Origin of the sequence: Ectothiorhodospira lacustris, assembly GCF_022227845.1 — a bacterium.
Lineage (GTDB): Bacteria > Pseudomonadota > Gammaproteobacteria > Ectothiorhodospirales > Ectothiorhodospiraceae > Ectothiorhodospira > Ectothiorhodospira lacustris.
Genome location: NZ_JAJNQN010000008.1, coordinates 43,925 through 58,967 on the forward strand (window position 1 = coordinate 43,925; position 15,043 = coordinate 58,967).

The window sequence follows — 15,043 nt, forward strand, 5'->3', positions numbered from 1 at the left end:
TTGTAACGGCCCGCGCGGACCCGGTTCATTCCCGGTTCATTCCCTCACAAACGAGCGTCCAGTGGAAGCAAGGATCGTCCGCCACGGGTTACTACCGTCATTCCCGCGCAAGCGGGAATCCAGTTACATCAGGGTGAGGGCATGCGCCTCGGCTATCGTCATTCCCGCGCAAGCGGGAATCCAGTGGCGGACTGAGAATATTGGACTCCCGCTTCTGCGGGAGCGACGAAAAAATCCTCCGCAGTGACGAGAAAAGACTCGTCGCAGTGGTGACAAGACCCATCGGAGTGGCGGCATGAGGGTTTTTCAGGACTGCCTTCGCAATTTATCCTGCTCCGCTGTGCTATGGTCATAGGCGAGATGAACGGGCTGATCGAGAGGTGCTGCATGATGACCGAGCACACCGAGTTTGCAGATATACCTCAGGTGGCGGTGAATTTCATGAACCAGGACCACGATGAGGCGATGGCTCTGCTGGAGCGGGTGGTCGGCTGTCTGGCCGATGTGCCGGCATCTCAAGCCGACAGCGGGAGGCTGCGCGATGATCTGCGTGATTTCATCGAGCACAGCCGGGCTCACTTCCGGCGTGAGGAGGTTTTGATGAAGGCGGTGGCATTTCCACCGTTCCAGCTCCACAAGCAGGAGCATGATGCCCGCCTGGAAGACCTGGTGGCTTGCGTGGATGACCTGGATGCGGGGGTCATTGATCTGGCGGATCTGAGGCGGGTGCTGGTGGAGGACTTCGTGCCCTGGTACCAGCGCCATTGTGCCACCATGGACAAGGCAACCGCCCGGTTCGTGGCCCGACGTGGCGCGGAGTCGGCCAAGATTCCTTAGCCACCATCCCCCTCTCTCCCAAGGGGAGAGAGGGGGATGGCGAGTGGCCTGCTCAGCCCTCCAGGCGCCGGTACTTCACCCGGTGCGGGTGGTCCGCCTGGGCGCCCAGGCGCTTCTTGCGATCATCCTCGTATTCCTGGTAGTTCCCCTCGAAGAACAGCACGTTGCCGTCCTCCTCGAAGGCCAGGATGTGGGTGGCGATGCGGTCAAGGAACCAGCGGTCATGGGAGATCACCACCGCGCTGCCGGGGAAGGCCAGCAGGCCTTCTTCCAGGGCCCGCAGGGTTTCCACGTCCAGGTCGTTGGTGGGTTCGTCCAGCAGCAGCAGGTTGCCGCCGCTCTTGAGCAGCTTGGCCAGATGCACCCGGTTGCGTTCCCCCCCGGAGAGCTGCTTCATCTGCTTTTGCTGATCCCCGCCCTTGAAGTTGAAGCGGCCCACATAGGCCCGTGAGGGCATCTGGTACTGCCCCACCTGGATGATGTCCTGGCCGTTGGAGATCTCTTCCCAGACGGTCTTTTCATCCGCCAGGGCGTCACGACTCTGATCCACGTAGGCTACCTGGACCGTCTCGCCGATGCGGATGGTGCCGCTGTCGGGCTGTTCCTGGCCTACGATCATGCGGAACAGGGTGGACTTGCCGACACCGTTGGGTCCGATGACGCCGACAATGCCGCCGCGCGGCAGGCTGAAGCTCAGGTTTTCGTACAGGATCCGGTCGCCATAGGCCTTGCCGACGCCGTCCAGTTCCACCACCACGTCACCCAGGCGAGGACCCGGCGGGATGTAGATTTCCTGGGTCTCGCTGCGTTTCTGGAATTCCTGGGAGGAGAGTTCCTCGAAGCGCTTGAGGCGGGCCTTGCTCTTGGAAGTGCGCCCCTTGGGATTGCTGCGGACCCATTCCAGTTCCGCTTCCATGTTCTTGCGGCGGGCGCTTTCCTGCTTTTCCTCGATGGCCAGGCGCTTTTCCTTCTGTTCCAGCCAGGAGGAGTAGTTGCCTTCCCAGGGGATGCCGTGACCCCGGTCCAGTTCCAGGATCCAGCCGGCCACGTTGTCCAGGAAGTAGCGGTCATGGGTGACGGCCACCACGGTGCCGGGGAATTCCTGCAGGAAGCGTTCCAGCCACGCGACGGATTCGGCGTCCAGGTGGTTGGTGGGTTCGTCCAGGATGAGCATGTCCGGGTTGGAGAGCAGCAGGCGGCACAGGGCCACGCGGCGGCGCTCGCCGCCGGAGAGCTTGGCCACGTCCGCGTCCCAGGGCGGCAGGCGCAGGGCGTCGGCGGCCACTTCCAGCTTGCGCTCCAGATCCCAGGCGCCAGCGGCGTCGATTTTGTCCTGCAGCTCCGCCTGTTCCGCCAGCAGTGTGTCGAAGTCCGCATCCGGATCGGCAAATGCCTCGGCAATGGCGTTGAAGCGGTCCACCAGGGCCTTGATGTCACCGACGCCGTCTTCCACGTTGCCGCGCACGTCCTTGGCTGCGTCCAGCTGGGGCTCCTGGGGCAGGTAGCCGACCTTGATCCCCGGCTGTGGGCGGGCCTCGCCGACAATGTCCTTGTCCACACCGGCCATGATGCGCAGCAGGGTGGATTTGCCGGCCCCGTTGTAGCCCAGCACGCCGATTTTGGCGCCGGGAAAGAAGTTCAGATAGATATCCTTCAGGATCTCTTTCTTGGGCGGGACAACTTTGCCCACACCATTCATGGTGTAGATGTATTGGGCCATGGACTCAACCTGTAGTGAAACGTAACCCCTTATTATGTGGAATCGCCCCTGGAGTTTCCAGTGGCCGGTGCCGACCGCTTGCGCGCCCCACCAATACGCTGATCGGTTTCAGGGTTGCAAGTGCGTGATCAGTTTGCAATGCTGGGAATTGATCTTTGCGCCGCATCATTGATGACCTGGAGCCCATGCCCCCCTCAGCCGTGTTGTCTCGGGAAGTGCCGTGATGCCTGGTCCCGAGGGAAATTCGCCCTTACTGCATGGCGGACTGGTGGCCTTGCTGGCCCTGATGCTATTCGTGGTGGCGGACATGACTTGGGAGCAACGGCTCACGGACCGGTCCCGGGCTGAAGTGACCAGCCAGCTGGCCGCGCTGCGTGCCCGCCTGGAGGGCGAACTCAACGCCACCATCTTCCTGTCCCAGACACTGGCCACCTACGCAACCCTGAATCCTTCACTGACCCAGGCAGATTTCGGTCGCGTGGCCGGACACATCATGCGGGAACGACCGCAGGTCATCCGCAGCATTGCACTGGTGCCGGATAACGTGATCCGCTTCATCTATCCGCTGGAGGAAAATCGTGCCGCGCTCGGTGCGAATCTGTTTGATCATCCTTTGCAGGGAGACTCTGTCCGACTGGCGATGGCATCCGGCGAACCGGTGCTGGCAGGTCCCTGGCCGCTGGTGCAGGGTGGGGAGGCACTGATCATCCGGGTGCCGGTCCATGTCCCGGAATATCCAGGGGATGCAGGGCGTGGGACATACTGGGGTCTGGCCAGTGTCGTCATCGACATGGATGCGATCTATGCGATGGTGGGCATGGGAGAGTTCCAGCGGACGTTGGCCATTGCCATCCGCGGTCGTGACGGCATGGGGGCCCAAGGTGACATCATTTTCGGCAGCCCTGAACCGTTCGACATCACGGGTGTGGTGCAGGACGTGGTGATGCGCGGCGGCCACTGGGAACTGGGGGCGGTCCCCCGGGAAGGCTGGGGCGCGGTGTCACGCAGGCCGTTGGCCTGGTACTGGGCTGGTGCCCTGCTCATTGTTTTGTGCGGTGGGATGGCGTGGAAGCTGTCTCACCAGGCCCTTCAGGTCAGGACCTCGGAACTCCGCCACCGCGCCCTGAGTGAACGCCTGGAAGCCATCATTGCCGCCATGCCCGATATCTGCTTCATCCTGGACGCTCAGGGGCGGTATATGGATATCTTCGGGGGGGCGGATTCCCGGTACTACCACGATGGTCATCAGGCCCTGCTGGGCAAGACCGTGCATGAAGTGCTGCCCGCTGACAAGGCGGACGTTTTTCTGCGCATGATCGACCTGGCCCTGAACAGAAGACAGCTGCAATTCATCGAATATGACCTGGATGCCGGTGAGGTCGGTGGTCTGGACGCCGATTCGGGGCCGTCCGAACCGCAGTGGTTCGAGGGCAGGATCATGCCTCTCGGGACTCAGGTGATGGGACGTCCGGCGGTGATCTGGCTATCCGTGAACATCACTCAGCGCAAGAAGGCCCAGGACCGGATTCGTCATCTGGCTCTGCACGATCCCCTGACCGGCCTGGCCAACCGCACGTTGCTGCAGGAACGCCTCATTCATGCCCTGGAACGGTCCCGGCGCCATGGTACCCATAGCGCCCTGATGTTTCTGGATCTGGATGAGTTCAAGCCTGTCAATGACCGTTTCGGTCATGCGGCGGGCGACCGGTTGCTGTGCGAGGTGGCCAGACGCCTGGAGAGTTCGGTACGGGCCATGGACATGGTGGCAAGGCTCGGGGGAGATGAGTTCGTGATCCTGCTGGAGGATTTTCCAGGGGGCGAGCTGCCCTGTGTGGTGGCCGAGAAGCTGCTGGCGGTGCTGGGCGCACCGATTCCGGTTCAGGATAGCGAATGCACCATCAGCGGCAGTATCGGCATCAGCATCTACCCTATCCATGGCGAGGACCATGACACACTGATGCGCCATGCGGACCAGGCCTTGTATCAAGCCAAGAGCCTGGGCAAGAACCGCTACCGGGTGTTCACTGCCTGATGCCGATGCCTTTGTTGAGCAGGTAGAGGGCAGTGGCGTAGAGGATCAGGATGAAGCCGATGATGATGCCGTAGGAGAGCCACAGGTTGAAGTCCGTTACCCCCAGAAAGCCGTAGCGGAAGGCGTTCACCATGTAGAGGATGGGATTGAACATGGAAACTCCCTGCCAGAATGCCGGCAGCAGGCTGACGGCGTAGAATACCCCGCCCAGGTAGGTCAGGGGGGTGAGGATGAAGGTGGGGATGATGGAGATGTCATCGAAGCTACGGGCAAATACGCCGTTGATCAGCCCGGCCAGGGAGAACAGGGCGGCGGTGAGGACCACCACGGACAGGGCGACGGCCGGGTTGTGGATGCTGAAGGGACTGAAAAGCAGCGACACCAGGGTGACCGCCACGCCCACCGCCAGACCCCGGCAGATGCCGCCGCCGATAAAACCAAGGATGATCAGGTAGTTGGGTACGGGGGAAACCAGCATTTCTTCCAGGTGGCGCTGGAACTTGGAACTGTAGAACGAGGACACCACGTTGGCATAGGCATTGGTGATTACCGCCATCATGATCAGGCCCGGGACGATGAAGTCCATGTAGCGGATGCCGTCCATCTCGCCGATGCGCGACCCGATCAGCCCGCCGAAGATCACGAAGTACAGGCCCATGGTGATCATGGGGGGCAGGATGGTCTGGATCCAGATGCGCGAGAAGCGCAGGACTTCCTTGATGATGATGGTCTTGAAGGCGATCCAGTTGCTGCGGGCATTGTGGGCATTCATACGCCGCGCCCCTTGTCCACCATGTGCATGAAGAGTTGTTCCAGTCGATTGGTCTTGTTGCGCATGCTGCGTACCTGGATGCCTTCCCGATTCAGATCCACGAACAGACGATTCAGGCTGACGTCCCGGTCCACGTCCGCCTCCAGGGTGAGTTCGTCCACCCAGCGCAGGCGATGACCGGTTATATCGGGTAGGTGTACCAGGGGGCGGATCAGATCCAGGATGAAGGTCTCCGTGTTGAGTTGTCCCAGCAGGCCCTTCATGGTGGTGTTTTCGATGATCCGGCCGTGATCGATGATGGCGATGTTGCGGCAGAGGGTCTCGGCCTCTTCCAGATAGTGGGTGGTGAGGATGATGGTGCACCCCTGCCGGTTGATGTCCTTGAGGAACTGCCACATGGAACGGCGGATCTCGATGTCCACCCCGGCGGTGGGTTCGTCCAGGATCAGCAGCCGGGGCTCGTGAACCAGAGCGCGGGCGATCATCAGGCGTCGCTTCATGCCGCCGGAGAGCGTGCGGGCCATATCCTTGCGCTTGTCCCACAGGCCCAGTTCCACCAAGTACTTTTGTGCCCGTTTCCAGGCCTCCTTGCGGGGGATGCCGTAGTAACCGGCCTGATTCACCAGGATCTCCTGCACCGGTTCGAAGGTATTGAAGTTGAATTCCTGGGGCACCAGGCCCAGGCAGCGCTTGGCGGCGTACAGGTCTCGATCCAGGTCATGGCCGAAGATGGAAACGCTTCCGCCGCTCTTGTTCACCAGGGAGGCGATGATGCTGATGGTGGTGGACTTGCCGGCCCCGTTGGGGCCGAGCAGGGCAAAGAAATCCCCCGGGGCCACGTCCAGGTCGATACCCTTGAGGGCCTCAAGGCCGTTTTTGTAGGTCTTGGTGAGCTGACGGATGCAGAGGGCTTTGGGCATGGTCTGTCTGTAGTGGTCCTGCGGCCGCGGAGGGGGAGGGGTAAAACAGAAAATTCTAACATATCGTCTCGAAGCCGGGCTTCTGCGCATCGCGAAAGCGCGTAAAATGCCCATTTCACGCCCTCCCAGGACATGCCCATGCTCGACTGTTTCGATAGCCGTTCCGACGCCGATTCCATCGCCCTCATCCCTGTGGAAGGCGATATGCTGGAGCGCTGGCTGGCGGATCAGCCCTCCCGCATCGTCAACTGGGTCCGGGCCTCGCGTTTTGAGGGGCGCACCGGCAGTGTCCTGCCTCTGCCGGACGAGGACGGCCATGTGCGCCGGGTGTTGGTGGGTGTGGACCGGGAGGCCTCCACCTGGGCCATCGGCAATGTCTCCAGCCGCCTGGGGGAGGGCACTTATCATCTGGACTGTGGCTGGCCGGCGGAGCGGCTGACCCGAGCGGCCATCGGCTGGGGCCTGGGGGCCTATCGCTTCGAGCGCTACAAGTCTTCCGGGCGGCCCCGGCCCCGGCTGAGCCTGGCGGGTCTGCCCGATGCCGATGCGGTGGTGCGGACGGTGGCAGCCATCGGGCTGGTTCGGGACCTGATCAATACGCCGGCCCACGACATGATGCCCCAGCATCTGGCCGGTGCGACCCGGGCACTGGCAGAGCGGCATGGGGCCACCTTCAGCGAGATCGTCGGCGAGGCCCTGCTGGCGCAAAACTACCCCTGCATCCATGCCGTGGGTCGTGCCAGCAGCCATCCGCCGCGCCTGATCGAACTGCGCTGGGGGGATCCGTCCCACCCCCGGGTCACCCTGGTGGGCAAGGGGGTTTGCTTCGACAGCGGCGGGCTGGATATCAAGCCCGCCAGCGGCATGAGATTGATGAAGAAGGACATGGGCGGTGCTGCCCATGTGCTGGGACTGGCCGACCTCATCATGGGCGCCGGGCTGCCCGTGAGCCTGCGGGTGATGGTGGGTGCGGTGGAGAACGCCATCTCCGGCAACGCCTTTCGCCCCGGCGACGTGCTGCGTTCCCGCAAGGGGTTGACCATCGAGATCGACAACACGGATGCGGAAGGCCGGTTGGTGCTCTGTGACATGCTGGCCGACGCCGCCGAGGAATCCCCAGAGGTGCTGCTGGATTTCGCCACCCTGACGGGGGCGGCCCGGGTGGCGGTGGGCACCGAGATCGGGGCCTTCTTCACCAACGATGAGACCCTGGCCGAGGGCGTCAACCGGCATGCGGCGGCACAGGAGGATCCCTGTTGGCGCCTGCCGCTCCACGCCCCCTATCGCTCTCAGCTGGACAGCCGGATCGCTGACCTGACCAACACCGGCAGCGGACCCTACGCCGGGGCCATCACCGCCGCCCTGTTCCTGCAGGCCTTTGTGCCCGACGGGCAGGTCTGGGGGCATTTCGACATCATGGCCTGGAATAATCGCAACCGCCCCGGCCGTCCCAAGGGCGGTGAGGCGCTGGGGGTGCGGGCCGCCTTTGCCTGGCTTGAAGATCGCTACGGTAAGCGCTGACCTGGGTCAGGTATCGGATTCCGGCTGCCGTTGGCCGAGTTTGTCCCGCAGCACCCGCCGAGTGTTCTTATCGGCGTCGCTGAAGACGAAGCGGCCGGCCAGCACGCAGCCCTTCATGCCCGGCTCGCAGGGGCGGTTTTCCACCTTGTGGCAGAGCCCATTGCTTTCATGGGGACAACCCCAGCCTCCCATCATGGCCTCCTAGTTCTTTTGTCATTTTCGGGAATCTTCCCCGCCATCACTCCCGCTGTCTGCCGTCACTCCCGCGAAAGCGGGAGTCCAGGGCTCCGGCCCGTGACTGGGTTCCCGATTTCGCGGGAATGACGCAATTCCTGCAAAATCTACGATGACGCCATTTCCTGCAAGCGTCCCCCCTGCAGCATGTAGTGGGTGGTGCAGGGCGGGGCCATGTCCGGCTCATGGGCGATCACCAGGGTGGCCCGTCCGGACAGCCAGGGTGTCAGGCGCTGCTTGAGCCGCTCGATGGTGGCCGGGTCCAAGCCCCGGAAGGGCTCGTCAAGGATCACCACAGGGGCACCCTTGAGGATCAGGCGGGCCAGGGCAAGGCGCCGGGCCTGGCCGCCGGAGACGAGGGCGCCGCCTTCACCCACCGCAGTCTCCAGCCCCTGGGGCAGAGCGGCGATGAAGTCGTCCAGCCCGGCCAGGAACAGGGCCTCTTCCAGGGCCGCGTCATCCGCCTCGGGGCGCGCCAGGCGCAGGTTCGCGGCGACGGTATCGGCAAACAGGACGGTCTCCTGGCTGAGCACCCCCAGGGTGCTGTACAGGTCTTCATAACGCATGGACTGGACCGGGACCCCTCCCACTCGGGCCTCGCCCGCCTGGGCGGACACCAAGCGCAAGGCCACGGCAATCAGGCTGCTTTTGCCGGCTCCGCTGGCGCCGGTGATGAGCACGGTCTCGCCGGGATGGACGCTCAGGTCCACCCCGTCCAGGACCCAGGGTGCGTCGTTACTGTAGCGCAGCCGGACGCCTTCCAGGGCGAGCGTACCTTCGCTGGTGGGCTGCCGCGGCGGCACCGGTTCCGGCAGGGCCGGGCGGGTATGGGCCACGTCCAGCAGCCGGGCGGCGGCGGCACGAATCTGTCCCAGGCGCTGATAGGCCCCCGGCAGCATGGCCACGGCCTCCGACAGGCCCAGGGTGGCCAACACCAGCAGCACCACGATGGGTGCCGTCACCTGGTCTTGCGACAACCAGCCCACGCCCAGCCACAGGGCCAGCCAGACGGCCCCCAGGCCTGCCAGCATGGCGGCTGTATCTCCCAGGGCACCCCAGCGCACCAGCTGGATCTCGGCCCGGGCCCGGGCCTGTTCGGCCGCAGCAAGGCTCGCCCGTTGCCGGGGCAGGGCACCGAACACCCGCAACTCCGCCAGCCCCTGCACACCTTCCACCGCCCGTTCCCGCACTCGGGCGGCAGCCTCAATGCGCGCTGCGCCGCTACGGCCGCCCAGGACCACGGCGATGGCGGGCAGGATCAGGCCGGCCAGGGCCAGCACCGCCACCACCCAAAGCACCGTGAGAGGGGCCAGCAGGCCGAAGAAGAGGGCGCCGCCCAGGAGGGTCAGCACGGCGGTGAGAGTGGGGGTGATGACCCGCAGGAACAGACCGTCCAGGGTGTCGATATCCCCTACCAACCGCTGCAAGAGGTCGGCGGAACGGAACCGGGCCAGAGTGCCGGGGTCCAGAGGCGCCAGGGCCCGGAACAGCCAGCTGCGCAGGTCCGCCAGATGCCGCAATACCGCTTCGTGGTTGACGATGCGCTCCCCATAGCGGGCCACGGTACGCCCCACCGCCAGGGCGCGAATGCCGCCGGCGGGCCGGTAGACATCCAGGGCGATGATCAGCCCCGCGCCCGCCAGGGCCGACGCGGTAATGAACCACCCGGACAGGGCCAGCAGGCCGGTGGCCGCCACCACGGTGAGGACGGCCAACAGGAGGCCGCCCAGAAACCAGGGCAGGCGCGGGATGGAGAGGCGAAGGAAGGGAATCAGATCGTTCATCGGTTGGCGTCCGCCCCGCCGGTGTCGTGGACCACGCAGCCATCCTGGATGGTGATGACCCGGTTTGCCCAGGCCAGCACTCGGGGGTGATGACTGGCGATGAGGATGGTGGCACCGGCGGTGGCGGAACGCTCCAGGGCCTCAAGTACCAGGGCCTCCGCCTCCGGGTCCAGTCCCGCGGTGGGCTCGTCCAACAGCCACAGGGGGGCCTGCTTCAGGGCGGCCCGGGCCAGGGCGACCCGCTGGGCCTGACCGCCTGACAGACCGCGCGCCCGTTCGCCCAGGACGGTCTCCAGGCCCTGGGGCAGCCGGGCGGCAAAGGTCATCACTCCGGCTTCCGTGGCGGCCCGGATCACCGCGCCCTGATCGGCGTCGGGGCGGCTCAGACGGATGTTGTCGGCCAGGGTGCCGGTGAAGAGATGGGGGCGTTGCCCCACCCATGCCGCCTGATGCAGGGGGTCGGGGTCGGCGCCGTCCACGGTCACCTGTCCTTGATTCGGCGCGATGAACCCGGCCAGCAGGTGCAGCAGGGTGGACTTGCCGGCGCCGCTGGGACCGGCCAGGGCCACGCGCTCACCGGGCCGTATCTCCAGGCTGATCCCAGCCAGGGCGGTGCGGCGGCCTTCATCAAAGCAGACACTCACCTCCTGGAACCGGATCGATACCCCGGTGGGGCGTGGTGACGGCGCCACCGGGCTGGGCGGTGCGGCGGGCGCCTCGCGGCTGAGCAGGGGCAGGATGGTCTGGGCAGCGCCCAGGGCGGCGGCCCGGTCATGGTAGTGCAGGGCCAGCTGCCGCAGGGGCTGGAAGAAATCCGGCGCCATCAGCAGGATGAATAGTCCCGAGAACAGGCTCAGCTGGCCGGCCGGCCCCCATTGCAGATAGCCGATCAGGGCAAAGCCCACGTACATGGCCACCAGGGCGATGGCCACGGCGCTGAAGAATTCGAGCACGGCGGAAGAGAGAAAGGCTACCCGCAGGACCTTCATGGTGGTGGCCCGGTAGCCATCGGCGGCCTCGGCGACTTCCTGAGCCGCCCGTCCCTGGGCGTTGAACAGCCGCAGGGTGGTCAGGCCCTGGAGCCGGTCGAGGAAATGCCCGCCCAGGCGGGAGACGGTTTCTTGCTGACGGCGGCTGACCTGTTCGGCCCCCATGCCCAGTAGGGCCATGAAGAAGGGGATCAGCGGGGCGGTGAACAGCAGGATCAGGGCGGCGACCCAATCCTGGGTCAGGGCGGCGATGAAGATCCCCAGGGGGACCAGCAGGCTCACCGCCACTTGCGGCAGGTAACGGGCGTAATAGCCATTCATGCCTTCTACCTGCTCGACGACGGCCGAGGCCAGGCTGCCGCTGTGCCGATCCGCCAGGCGCACCGGCCCCAGGGCGGCCATGTGGGCAAAGAGCTCGTCCCGCAGCCGGCCCTGAATCCTGAGGGCTGCCGCCTGCCCCAGGGTTTCCCGGGACCAGTTCAGGGCGCCACGCAGTCCCATCACCAGGGCCAGCCAGACAAAGGCCCCGGTCAGTGCCGACAGGCCGTCGCCATGGGTGATGGCCCGATCCAGTATGAAGGCCAGCAGGCCCGCCTGGGCGATGACCAGCAGGCCCGACAGGATACCGGCACCACTGGCCAGGTTGAGCAGGCCCCGAACCGGTGCGACGCGGGCATTGAGCCAGCGTTTCGCCTCGGCATTGGGAATGGGGGGGGCATGGCCTGAGGATGTGCTTGCGTCGTTCAGTGGTAACCCTCTCCGATACGGACCTTGCCGCGGAATACCCAGTAGGTCCAGGCGGTGTAGGCAAGGATGATGGGGATGACGAACAATAGTCCGATCAGGGTGAACAGCTGGGAATCAGGTGAGGAGGCAGCATCCCAGAAGGTGTGGTGGGGCGGGACCGCGTAGGGCCACATGCTGATCAAAAGGCCCAGGTAGGCCAGCAGGAACAGGGCCAGGGTGGCGACGAAGGGCGTGCCCTCGGCTCGATGTCCCAGACCGCGCCACAGCCACACACCGGCCACCAGGGACAGGGTCGGGAAGATCCACAGCACGGCGGCGTGTTCCAGCCAGCGTTCGAGGATATGTGGGTGGGCCGCGGCGGTCCACAGACTCACCAGCAGGAAGACGAACAGTACGGCCACCACCATGCGGCCGGCGATGCGGTAAGCCAGGGTCTGCAGTTCGCCTTCGGTCTTCATGATCAGCCAGGTGGCCCCCAGCAGGGTATAGCCGGCTACCAGGCCCAGGCCGGTCATCACCGTGAAGGGCGTGAGCCAGTCAAAGGCGCCGCCCACATAGGAGAAGCCCTCCACCTCGAAACCCTGGATGTAGGCGCCCACCACGGCACCCTGGGCGAAGGCAGCCACGAGGGAGCCGCCGAAGAAGGCGATATCCCAGGGGCGCCGCTTTTCCGGAGCCGCCTTGAAGCGGAACTCGAAGGCCACGCCGCGGAAGATGAGTCCCGCCAGCATCAGGAAGACCCCGATGTAGAGGGCGGGCAGGAACACGGCATAGATGAGCGGAAACGCCGCCAGCAGGCCGGCGCCGCCCAGTACCAGCCAGGTTTCGTTGCCATCCCATACCGGGGCTACGGAGTTCATCATCACGTCGCGGTGTTCGTCACTGCCGGCAAAAGGGAAGAGTATACCCACTCCCAGGTCGAAACCGTCCATGAACACGTACATGAACACGCCAAAGCCGATGATGAAGATCCAGATCAGGGTCAGGTCGATCAGTTCCATGTCTGTGCGCTCCCGGCCTTCAGGCCATGGTCTTGTCGTCGGCGGCGGAGAACGGCCGTTTGGCGTGGGCACCCGGCAGGTCTTCCGACAGGTCCGCCTGATCGGGACCCTGGCGGATGATGCGCACCAGGAAGGTGATGCCGGCGATGAACACCACCGCGTAGACGGTGATGTATCCCGTCAGGGTGAACAGGGCCATGGCGCCGGTCAGGGAGGGGGTTAGCCCTTCCGAGGTGCGGTGCAGGCCATGGACCAGCCAGGGCTGACGTCCCACCTCGGTGACGAACCATCCGGCCAGGACAGCGGCAAAGGGTAGCGGAATCATCAGGCTGGTCAACCTCAGGAAGCGTTTTGATTCCACCAGGCGATCCCGCCAGGTGAGCCAGGCACCCCACAGGGCAATGATGATCATGAGCAGGCCGATGCCCACCATGACCCGGAAAGACCAGAACACGATGGGCATGTTGGGACGATCCTCGGGGGCCCATTCCTTCAGGCCGGGAAGGGTGCCGTTGAGTTCATGGGTAAGGATCAGGCTGGCCATGTTGGGGATGCCGATCTCCAGGAAATTGCGTTCCTGGGACTGACTGGGAATGGCGAACAGGAGCAGGGGGGCGCCATCGGTGGTTTCCCATACCCCTTCCATGGCCGCCACCTTGGCGGGCTGGTGCTTGAACGTGTTGAGACCGTGCACATCCCCCACCAGCAGCTGGGCCGGGGCGGCGAAGGCCAGCATGATCAGGCACATCTGCAGGGCCTTCCTGGATGCCTCCGGCGCCTTGCCCTTGAGCAAATACCAGGCCGATACCCCGGCGACCACGAAGCCGCCGGTGAGGAATGAGGCCAGGGCCACGTGGAAGAAACGCGGACCGAAGGAGGGATTGAAGATCGCCTCGGTCCATGACGTCACATGGAAGATGCCGTCCCGCAACTCAACGCCCGCCGGGGTTTGCATCCAGCTGTTGGCGGAAAGGATCCAGAACGAGGAGATGAGGGTGCCCAGCGCCACCATGCAGGCGGCGAAAAGATGGGTGCCCCGGGGGACCTTGTCACGACCGAACAGCAGCACGCCCAGGAACACGGCCTCCAGGAAGAAGGCGGTGACCACTTCATAGGCCAGGATGGGACCGAGGAAGTTGGCACTGGCATAGGAGAACACGCTCCAGTTGGTGCCGAACTGGAACGACATGACGATGCCGGACACCACTCCCATCCCGAAGACCACGGCGAAGACCTTGGTCCAGAACCGGGATAACTGCTCATAGGCGAGGTTGCCGGTACGGTAGAGCAGTCCTTCCAGCAGGGCGATGTAGGAAGCCAGTCCGATGGTGAAGACGGGGAAGATGGCGTGGAACGAGACCACGAAGGCAAACTGGATTCGGGATAGGAGTAGGGGGTCAAGCTCCATCATGGTTCGGTCCTCGGGTCCCGATTTTGAAGGTTCGCATTCTGTCCGGAGTGCCTGTTATTTCCCATGATTTTGGTCAATCTTTGTTGGCTCGATGGTTTGTGAGTCGGGCATTGAAAAGATACCAGCCGGTTGGTATGTTCTCGCCATGAATCCTCAGGACAGCTTGCGCAAGAAACAACCGGCCCGGGTTCGGCGGGCACTGCTGGATCAGGGGGCGCGCCTGTGCTCCGAACATGGCGTGTCGGGGCTGACCCTGCAAGCTGTTGCGGACGCCGCCGGCGTGACCAAGGGGGGGCTGTTGCACCATTTCCCCTCGAAACAGGTGCTGGTGGAGGCCATCTTTGATGACCTGTTGCAGCGTTTCGAACACAGTATCGACCGCCTGATGGCCCTGGATGCCGAGCCCCACGGGCGTTTTACCCGGGCCTATGTGACCGCGACGATGGAACTGATCGGCATGGACGAGTTCATCAAGTGGCAGAGCCTCATGATGACCATGCTGACCGATCCGGGCATCAGACAGTGCTGGAAGTGCTGGATGGAAGCCCAGCAGGCACGATACAGGGAATCCGATGAGGATGGCCGGTTGGTGCTGGCCCGGTATGCCGCTGATGGGATCTGGCTGGCCGCGGTGCAGGGGCATTCCATCCTGGAGTCCGGCAGGCAAAAGGATGAGTTGCTGGCGCACTTGATAGACATGACGAGGAGCCCGTAATCCATGAATCCATCTCTGGCCGTGTACGGTGTGCTGGGAATGGCCATCCTGCTGGAAGTGATCGGCACGATGTTCCTGCAAAAATCCGATCAGTTCACCCGTCCCGCGCCAACCCTGCTCATGGGGCTTTGCTATCTTGGGGCTTTTTATTTTCTCTCCCATGTCTTGAAGAGCATCCCGGTGGGGGTGGCGTACGCCCTCTGGAGCGGCTTGGGCATCCTGCTTATTTCTCTGGTGGGTTATCTGGTTTTTCGGCAGTCTCTGGATCTGGCGGCCTGGATCGGCATCGGCTTCATCATTCTGGGGGTCATCATCCTGAATGTTTTTTCCAGTACTGTGCCCCATTGACGTGCAAGGTAT

14 protein-coding genes are annotated in these 15,043 nt (G+C 64.1%); 6 read left to right on the forward strand and 8 right to left on the reverse strand.

Annotation, left to right across the window (positions count from 1 at the left end):
- Positions 1-387 precede the first annotated feature (387 nt).
- A complete protein-coding gene (locus LQ956_RS07615; RefSeq protein ID WP_238621721.1) occupies positions 388-837 on the forward strand; it encodes a bacteriohemerythrin in 450 nt (149 codons plus the stop codon).
- Positions 838-889: 52 nt separating this feature from the next.
- Here LQ956_RS07615 and ettA read toward each other — a convergent pair whose 3' ends face one another.
- Positions 890-2,557, reverse strand: coding sequence for an energy-dependent translational throttle protein EttA (gene ettA / locus LQ956_RS07620; RefSeq protein ID WP_238621722.1), 1,668 nt, complete (start codon positions 2,555-2,557; stop codon positions 890-892).
- Between the two features lie 223 nt (positions 2,558-2,780).
- Between ettA and LQ956_RS07625 the strand changes: the two genes are divergently transcribed.
- Complete coding sequence (locus LQ956_RS07625) at positions 2,781-4,589, forward strand: sensor domain-containing diguanylate cyclase (protein ID WP_238621723.1); 1,809 nt, start codon at positions 2,781-2,783, stop codon at positions 4,587-4,589.
- Here the strand turns inward: LQ956_RS07625 and LQ956_RS07630 are convergent.
- Positions 4,579-5,361: an ABC transporter permease gene (locus LQ956_RS07630; RefSeq protein WP_238621724.1), complete on the reverse strand. Its 783-nt coding sequence runs from the start codon at positions 5,359-5,361 to the stop codon at positions 4,579-4,581. The two genes, LQ956_RS07625 and LQ956_RS07630, sit on opposite strands and share 11 nt — an antisense overlap.
- Positions 5,358-6,281: an ABC transporter ATP-binding protein gene (locus LQ956_RS07635; protein ID WP_238621725.1), complete on the reverse strand. Its 924-nt coding sequence runs from the start codon at positions 6,279-6,281 to the stop codon at positions 5,358-5,360. Before LQ956_RS07635 ends, LQ956_RS07630 begins: the two co-directional genes overlap by 4 nt.
- A 138-nt stretch (positions 6,282-6,419) precedes the next feature.
- Between LQ956_RS07635 and LQ956_RS07640 the strand changes: the two genes are divergently transcribed.
- Positions 6,420-7,802 (forward strand): leucyl aminopeptidase family protein, encoded by a 1,383-nt coding sequence (locus LQ956_RS07640; protein WP_238621726.1) that lies wholly within the window; start codon positions 6,420-6,422, stop codon positions 7,800-7,802.
- Positions 7,803-7,808: 6 nt separating this feature from the next.
- Here the strand turns inward: LQ956_RS07640 and LQ956_RS07645 are convergent, their stop codons facing one another.
- The 3 genes from LQ956_RS07645 to cydD all read right to left on the reverse strand — a co-directional run bounded on the left by LQ956_RS07645 (position 7,809) and on the right by cydD (position 11,433).
- Positions 7,809-7,997, reverse strand: a complete 189-nt coding sequence (locus tag LQ956_RS07645) for a hypothetical protein (RefSeq protein WP_238629764.1) — start codon at positions 7,995-7,997, stop codon at positions 7,809-7,811.
- Between the two features lie 146 nt (positions 7,998-8,143).
- Entirely contained in the window at positions 8,144-9,820 is a 1,677-nt protein-coding gene (cydC, locus tag LQ956_RS07650) for a thiol reductant ABC exporter subunit CydC (RefSeq protein ID WP_238629765.1), read from the reverse strand.
- Positions 9,817-11,433 carry a thiol reductant ABC exporter subunit CydD gene (gene cydD / locus LQ956_RS07655; RefSeq protein WP_238621732.1) on the reverse strand — a complete coding sequence of 539 codons (1,617 nt, stop codon included), beginning with the start codon at positions 11,431-11,433 and terminating at the stop codon, positions 9,817-9,819. Before cydD ends, cydC begins: the two co-directional genes overlap by 4 nt.
- Between cydD and LQ956_RS07660 the strand changes: the two genes are divergently transcribed.
- Positions 11,362-11,535: a hypothetical protein gene (locus LQ956_RS07660; protein WP_238621729.1), complete on the forward strand. Its 174-nt coding sequence runs from the start codon at positions 11,362-11,364 to the stop codon at positions 11,533-11,535. The two genes, cydD and LQ956_RS07660, sit on opposite strands and share 72 nt — an antisense overlap.
- Positions 11,536-11,552: 17 nt before the next feature.
- Here LQ956_RS07660 and cydB read toward each other — a convergent pair whose 3' ends face one another.
- Both cydB and LQ956_RS07670 read right to left on the reverse strand, forming a co-directional pair.
- Positions 11,553-12,557, reverse strand: a complete 1,005-nt coding sequence (gene cydB / locus LQ956_RS07665; protein WP_238629766.1) for a cytochrome d ubiquinol oxidase subunit II — start codon at positions 12,555-12,557, stop codon at positions 11,553-11,555.
- A gap of 19 nt (positions 12,558-12,576) precedes the next feature.
- Entirely contained in the window at positions 12,577-13,965 is a 1,389-nt protein-coding gene (locus tag LQ956_RS07670) for a cytochrome ubiquinol oxidase subunit I (RefSeq protein WP_238621733.1), read from the reverse strand.
- A 148-nt stretch (positions 13,966-14,113) separates the two neighbouring features.
- Here LQ956_RS07670 and LQ956_RS07675 point away from each other — a divergent pair, with 148 nt between their 5' ends.
- A complete protein-coding gene (locus LQ956_RS07675; protein ID WP_238629767.1) occupies positions 14,114-14,683 on the forward strand; it encodes a TetR/AcrR family transcriptional regulator in 570 nt (189 codons plus the stop codon).
- Positions 14,684-14,686: 3 nt separating this feature from the next.
- Positions 14,687-15,031, forward strand: coding sequence for a DMT family transporter (locus LQ956_RS07680; RefSeq protein WP_238629768.1), 345 nt, complete (start codon positions 14,687-14,689; stop codon positions 15,029-15,031).
- Positions 15,032-15,043: the final 12 nt, after the last annotated feature.

Coding starts and splice junctions, on each gene's coding strand:
- LQ956_RS07680 (WP_238629768.1), top strand. CDS start 14,687: ATGAATCCATCTCTGGCCGTGTACGGTGTGCTGGGAATGGCCATCCTG.
- LQ956_RS07670 (WP_238621733.1), bottom strand. CDS start 13,965: ATGGAGCTTGACCCCCTACTCCTATCCCGAATCCAGTTTGCCTTCGTG.
- LQ956_RS07630 (WP_238621724.1), bottom strand. CDS start 5,361: ATGAATGCCCACAATGCCCGCAGCAACTGGATCGCCTTCAAGACCATC.
- LQ956_RS07615 (WP_238621721.1), top strand. CDS start 388: ATGATGACCGAGCACACCGAGTTTGCAGATATACCTCAGGTGGCGGTG.
- LQ956_RS07645 (WP_238629764.1), bottom strand. CDS start 7,997: ATGATGGGAGGCTGGGGTTGTCCCCATGAAAGCAATGGGCTCTGCCAC.
- ettA (WP_238621722.1), bottom strand. CDS start 2,557: ATGGCCCAATACATCTACACCATGAATGGTGTGGGCAAAGTTGTCCCG.
- LQ956_RS07635 (WP_238621725.1), bottom strand. CDS start 6,281: ATGCCCAAAGCCCTCTGCATCCGTCAGCTCACCAAGACCTACAAAAAC.
- cydB (WP_238629766.1), bottom strand. CDS start 12,557: ATGGAACTGATCGACCTGACCCTGATCTGGATCTTCATCATCGGCTTT.
- LQ956_RS07640 (WP_238621726.1), top strand. CDS start 6,420: ATGCTCGACTGTTTCGATAGCCGTTCCGACGCCGATTCCATCGCCCTC.
- LQ956_RS07675 (WP_238629767.1), top strand. CDS start 14,114: ATGAATCCTCAGGACAGCTTGCGCAAGAAACAACCGGCCCGGGTTCGG.
- cydC (WP_238629765.1), bottom strand. CDS start 9,820: ATGAACGATCTGATTCCCTTCCTTCGCCTCTCCATCCCGCGCCTGCCC.
- LQ956_RS07660 (WP_238621729.1), top strand. CDS start 11,362: ATGGGTGATGGCCCGATCCAGTATGAAGGCCAGCAGGCCCGCCTGGGC.
- LQ956_RS07625 (WP_238621723.1), top strand. CDS start 2,781: ATGCCTGGTCCCGAGGGAAATTCGCCCTTACTGCATGGCGGACTGGTG.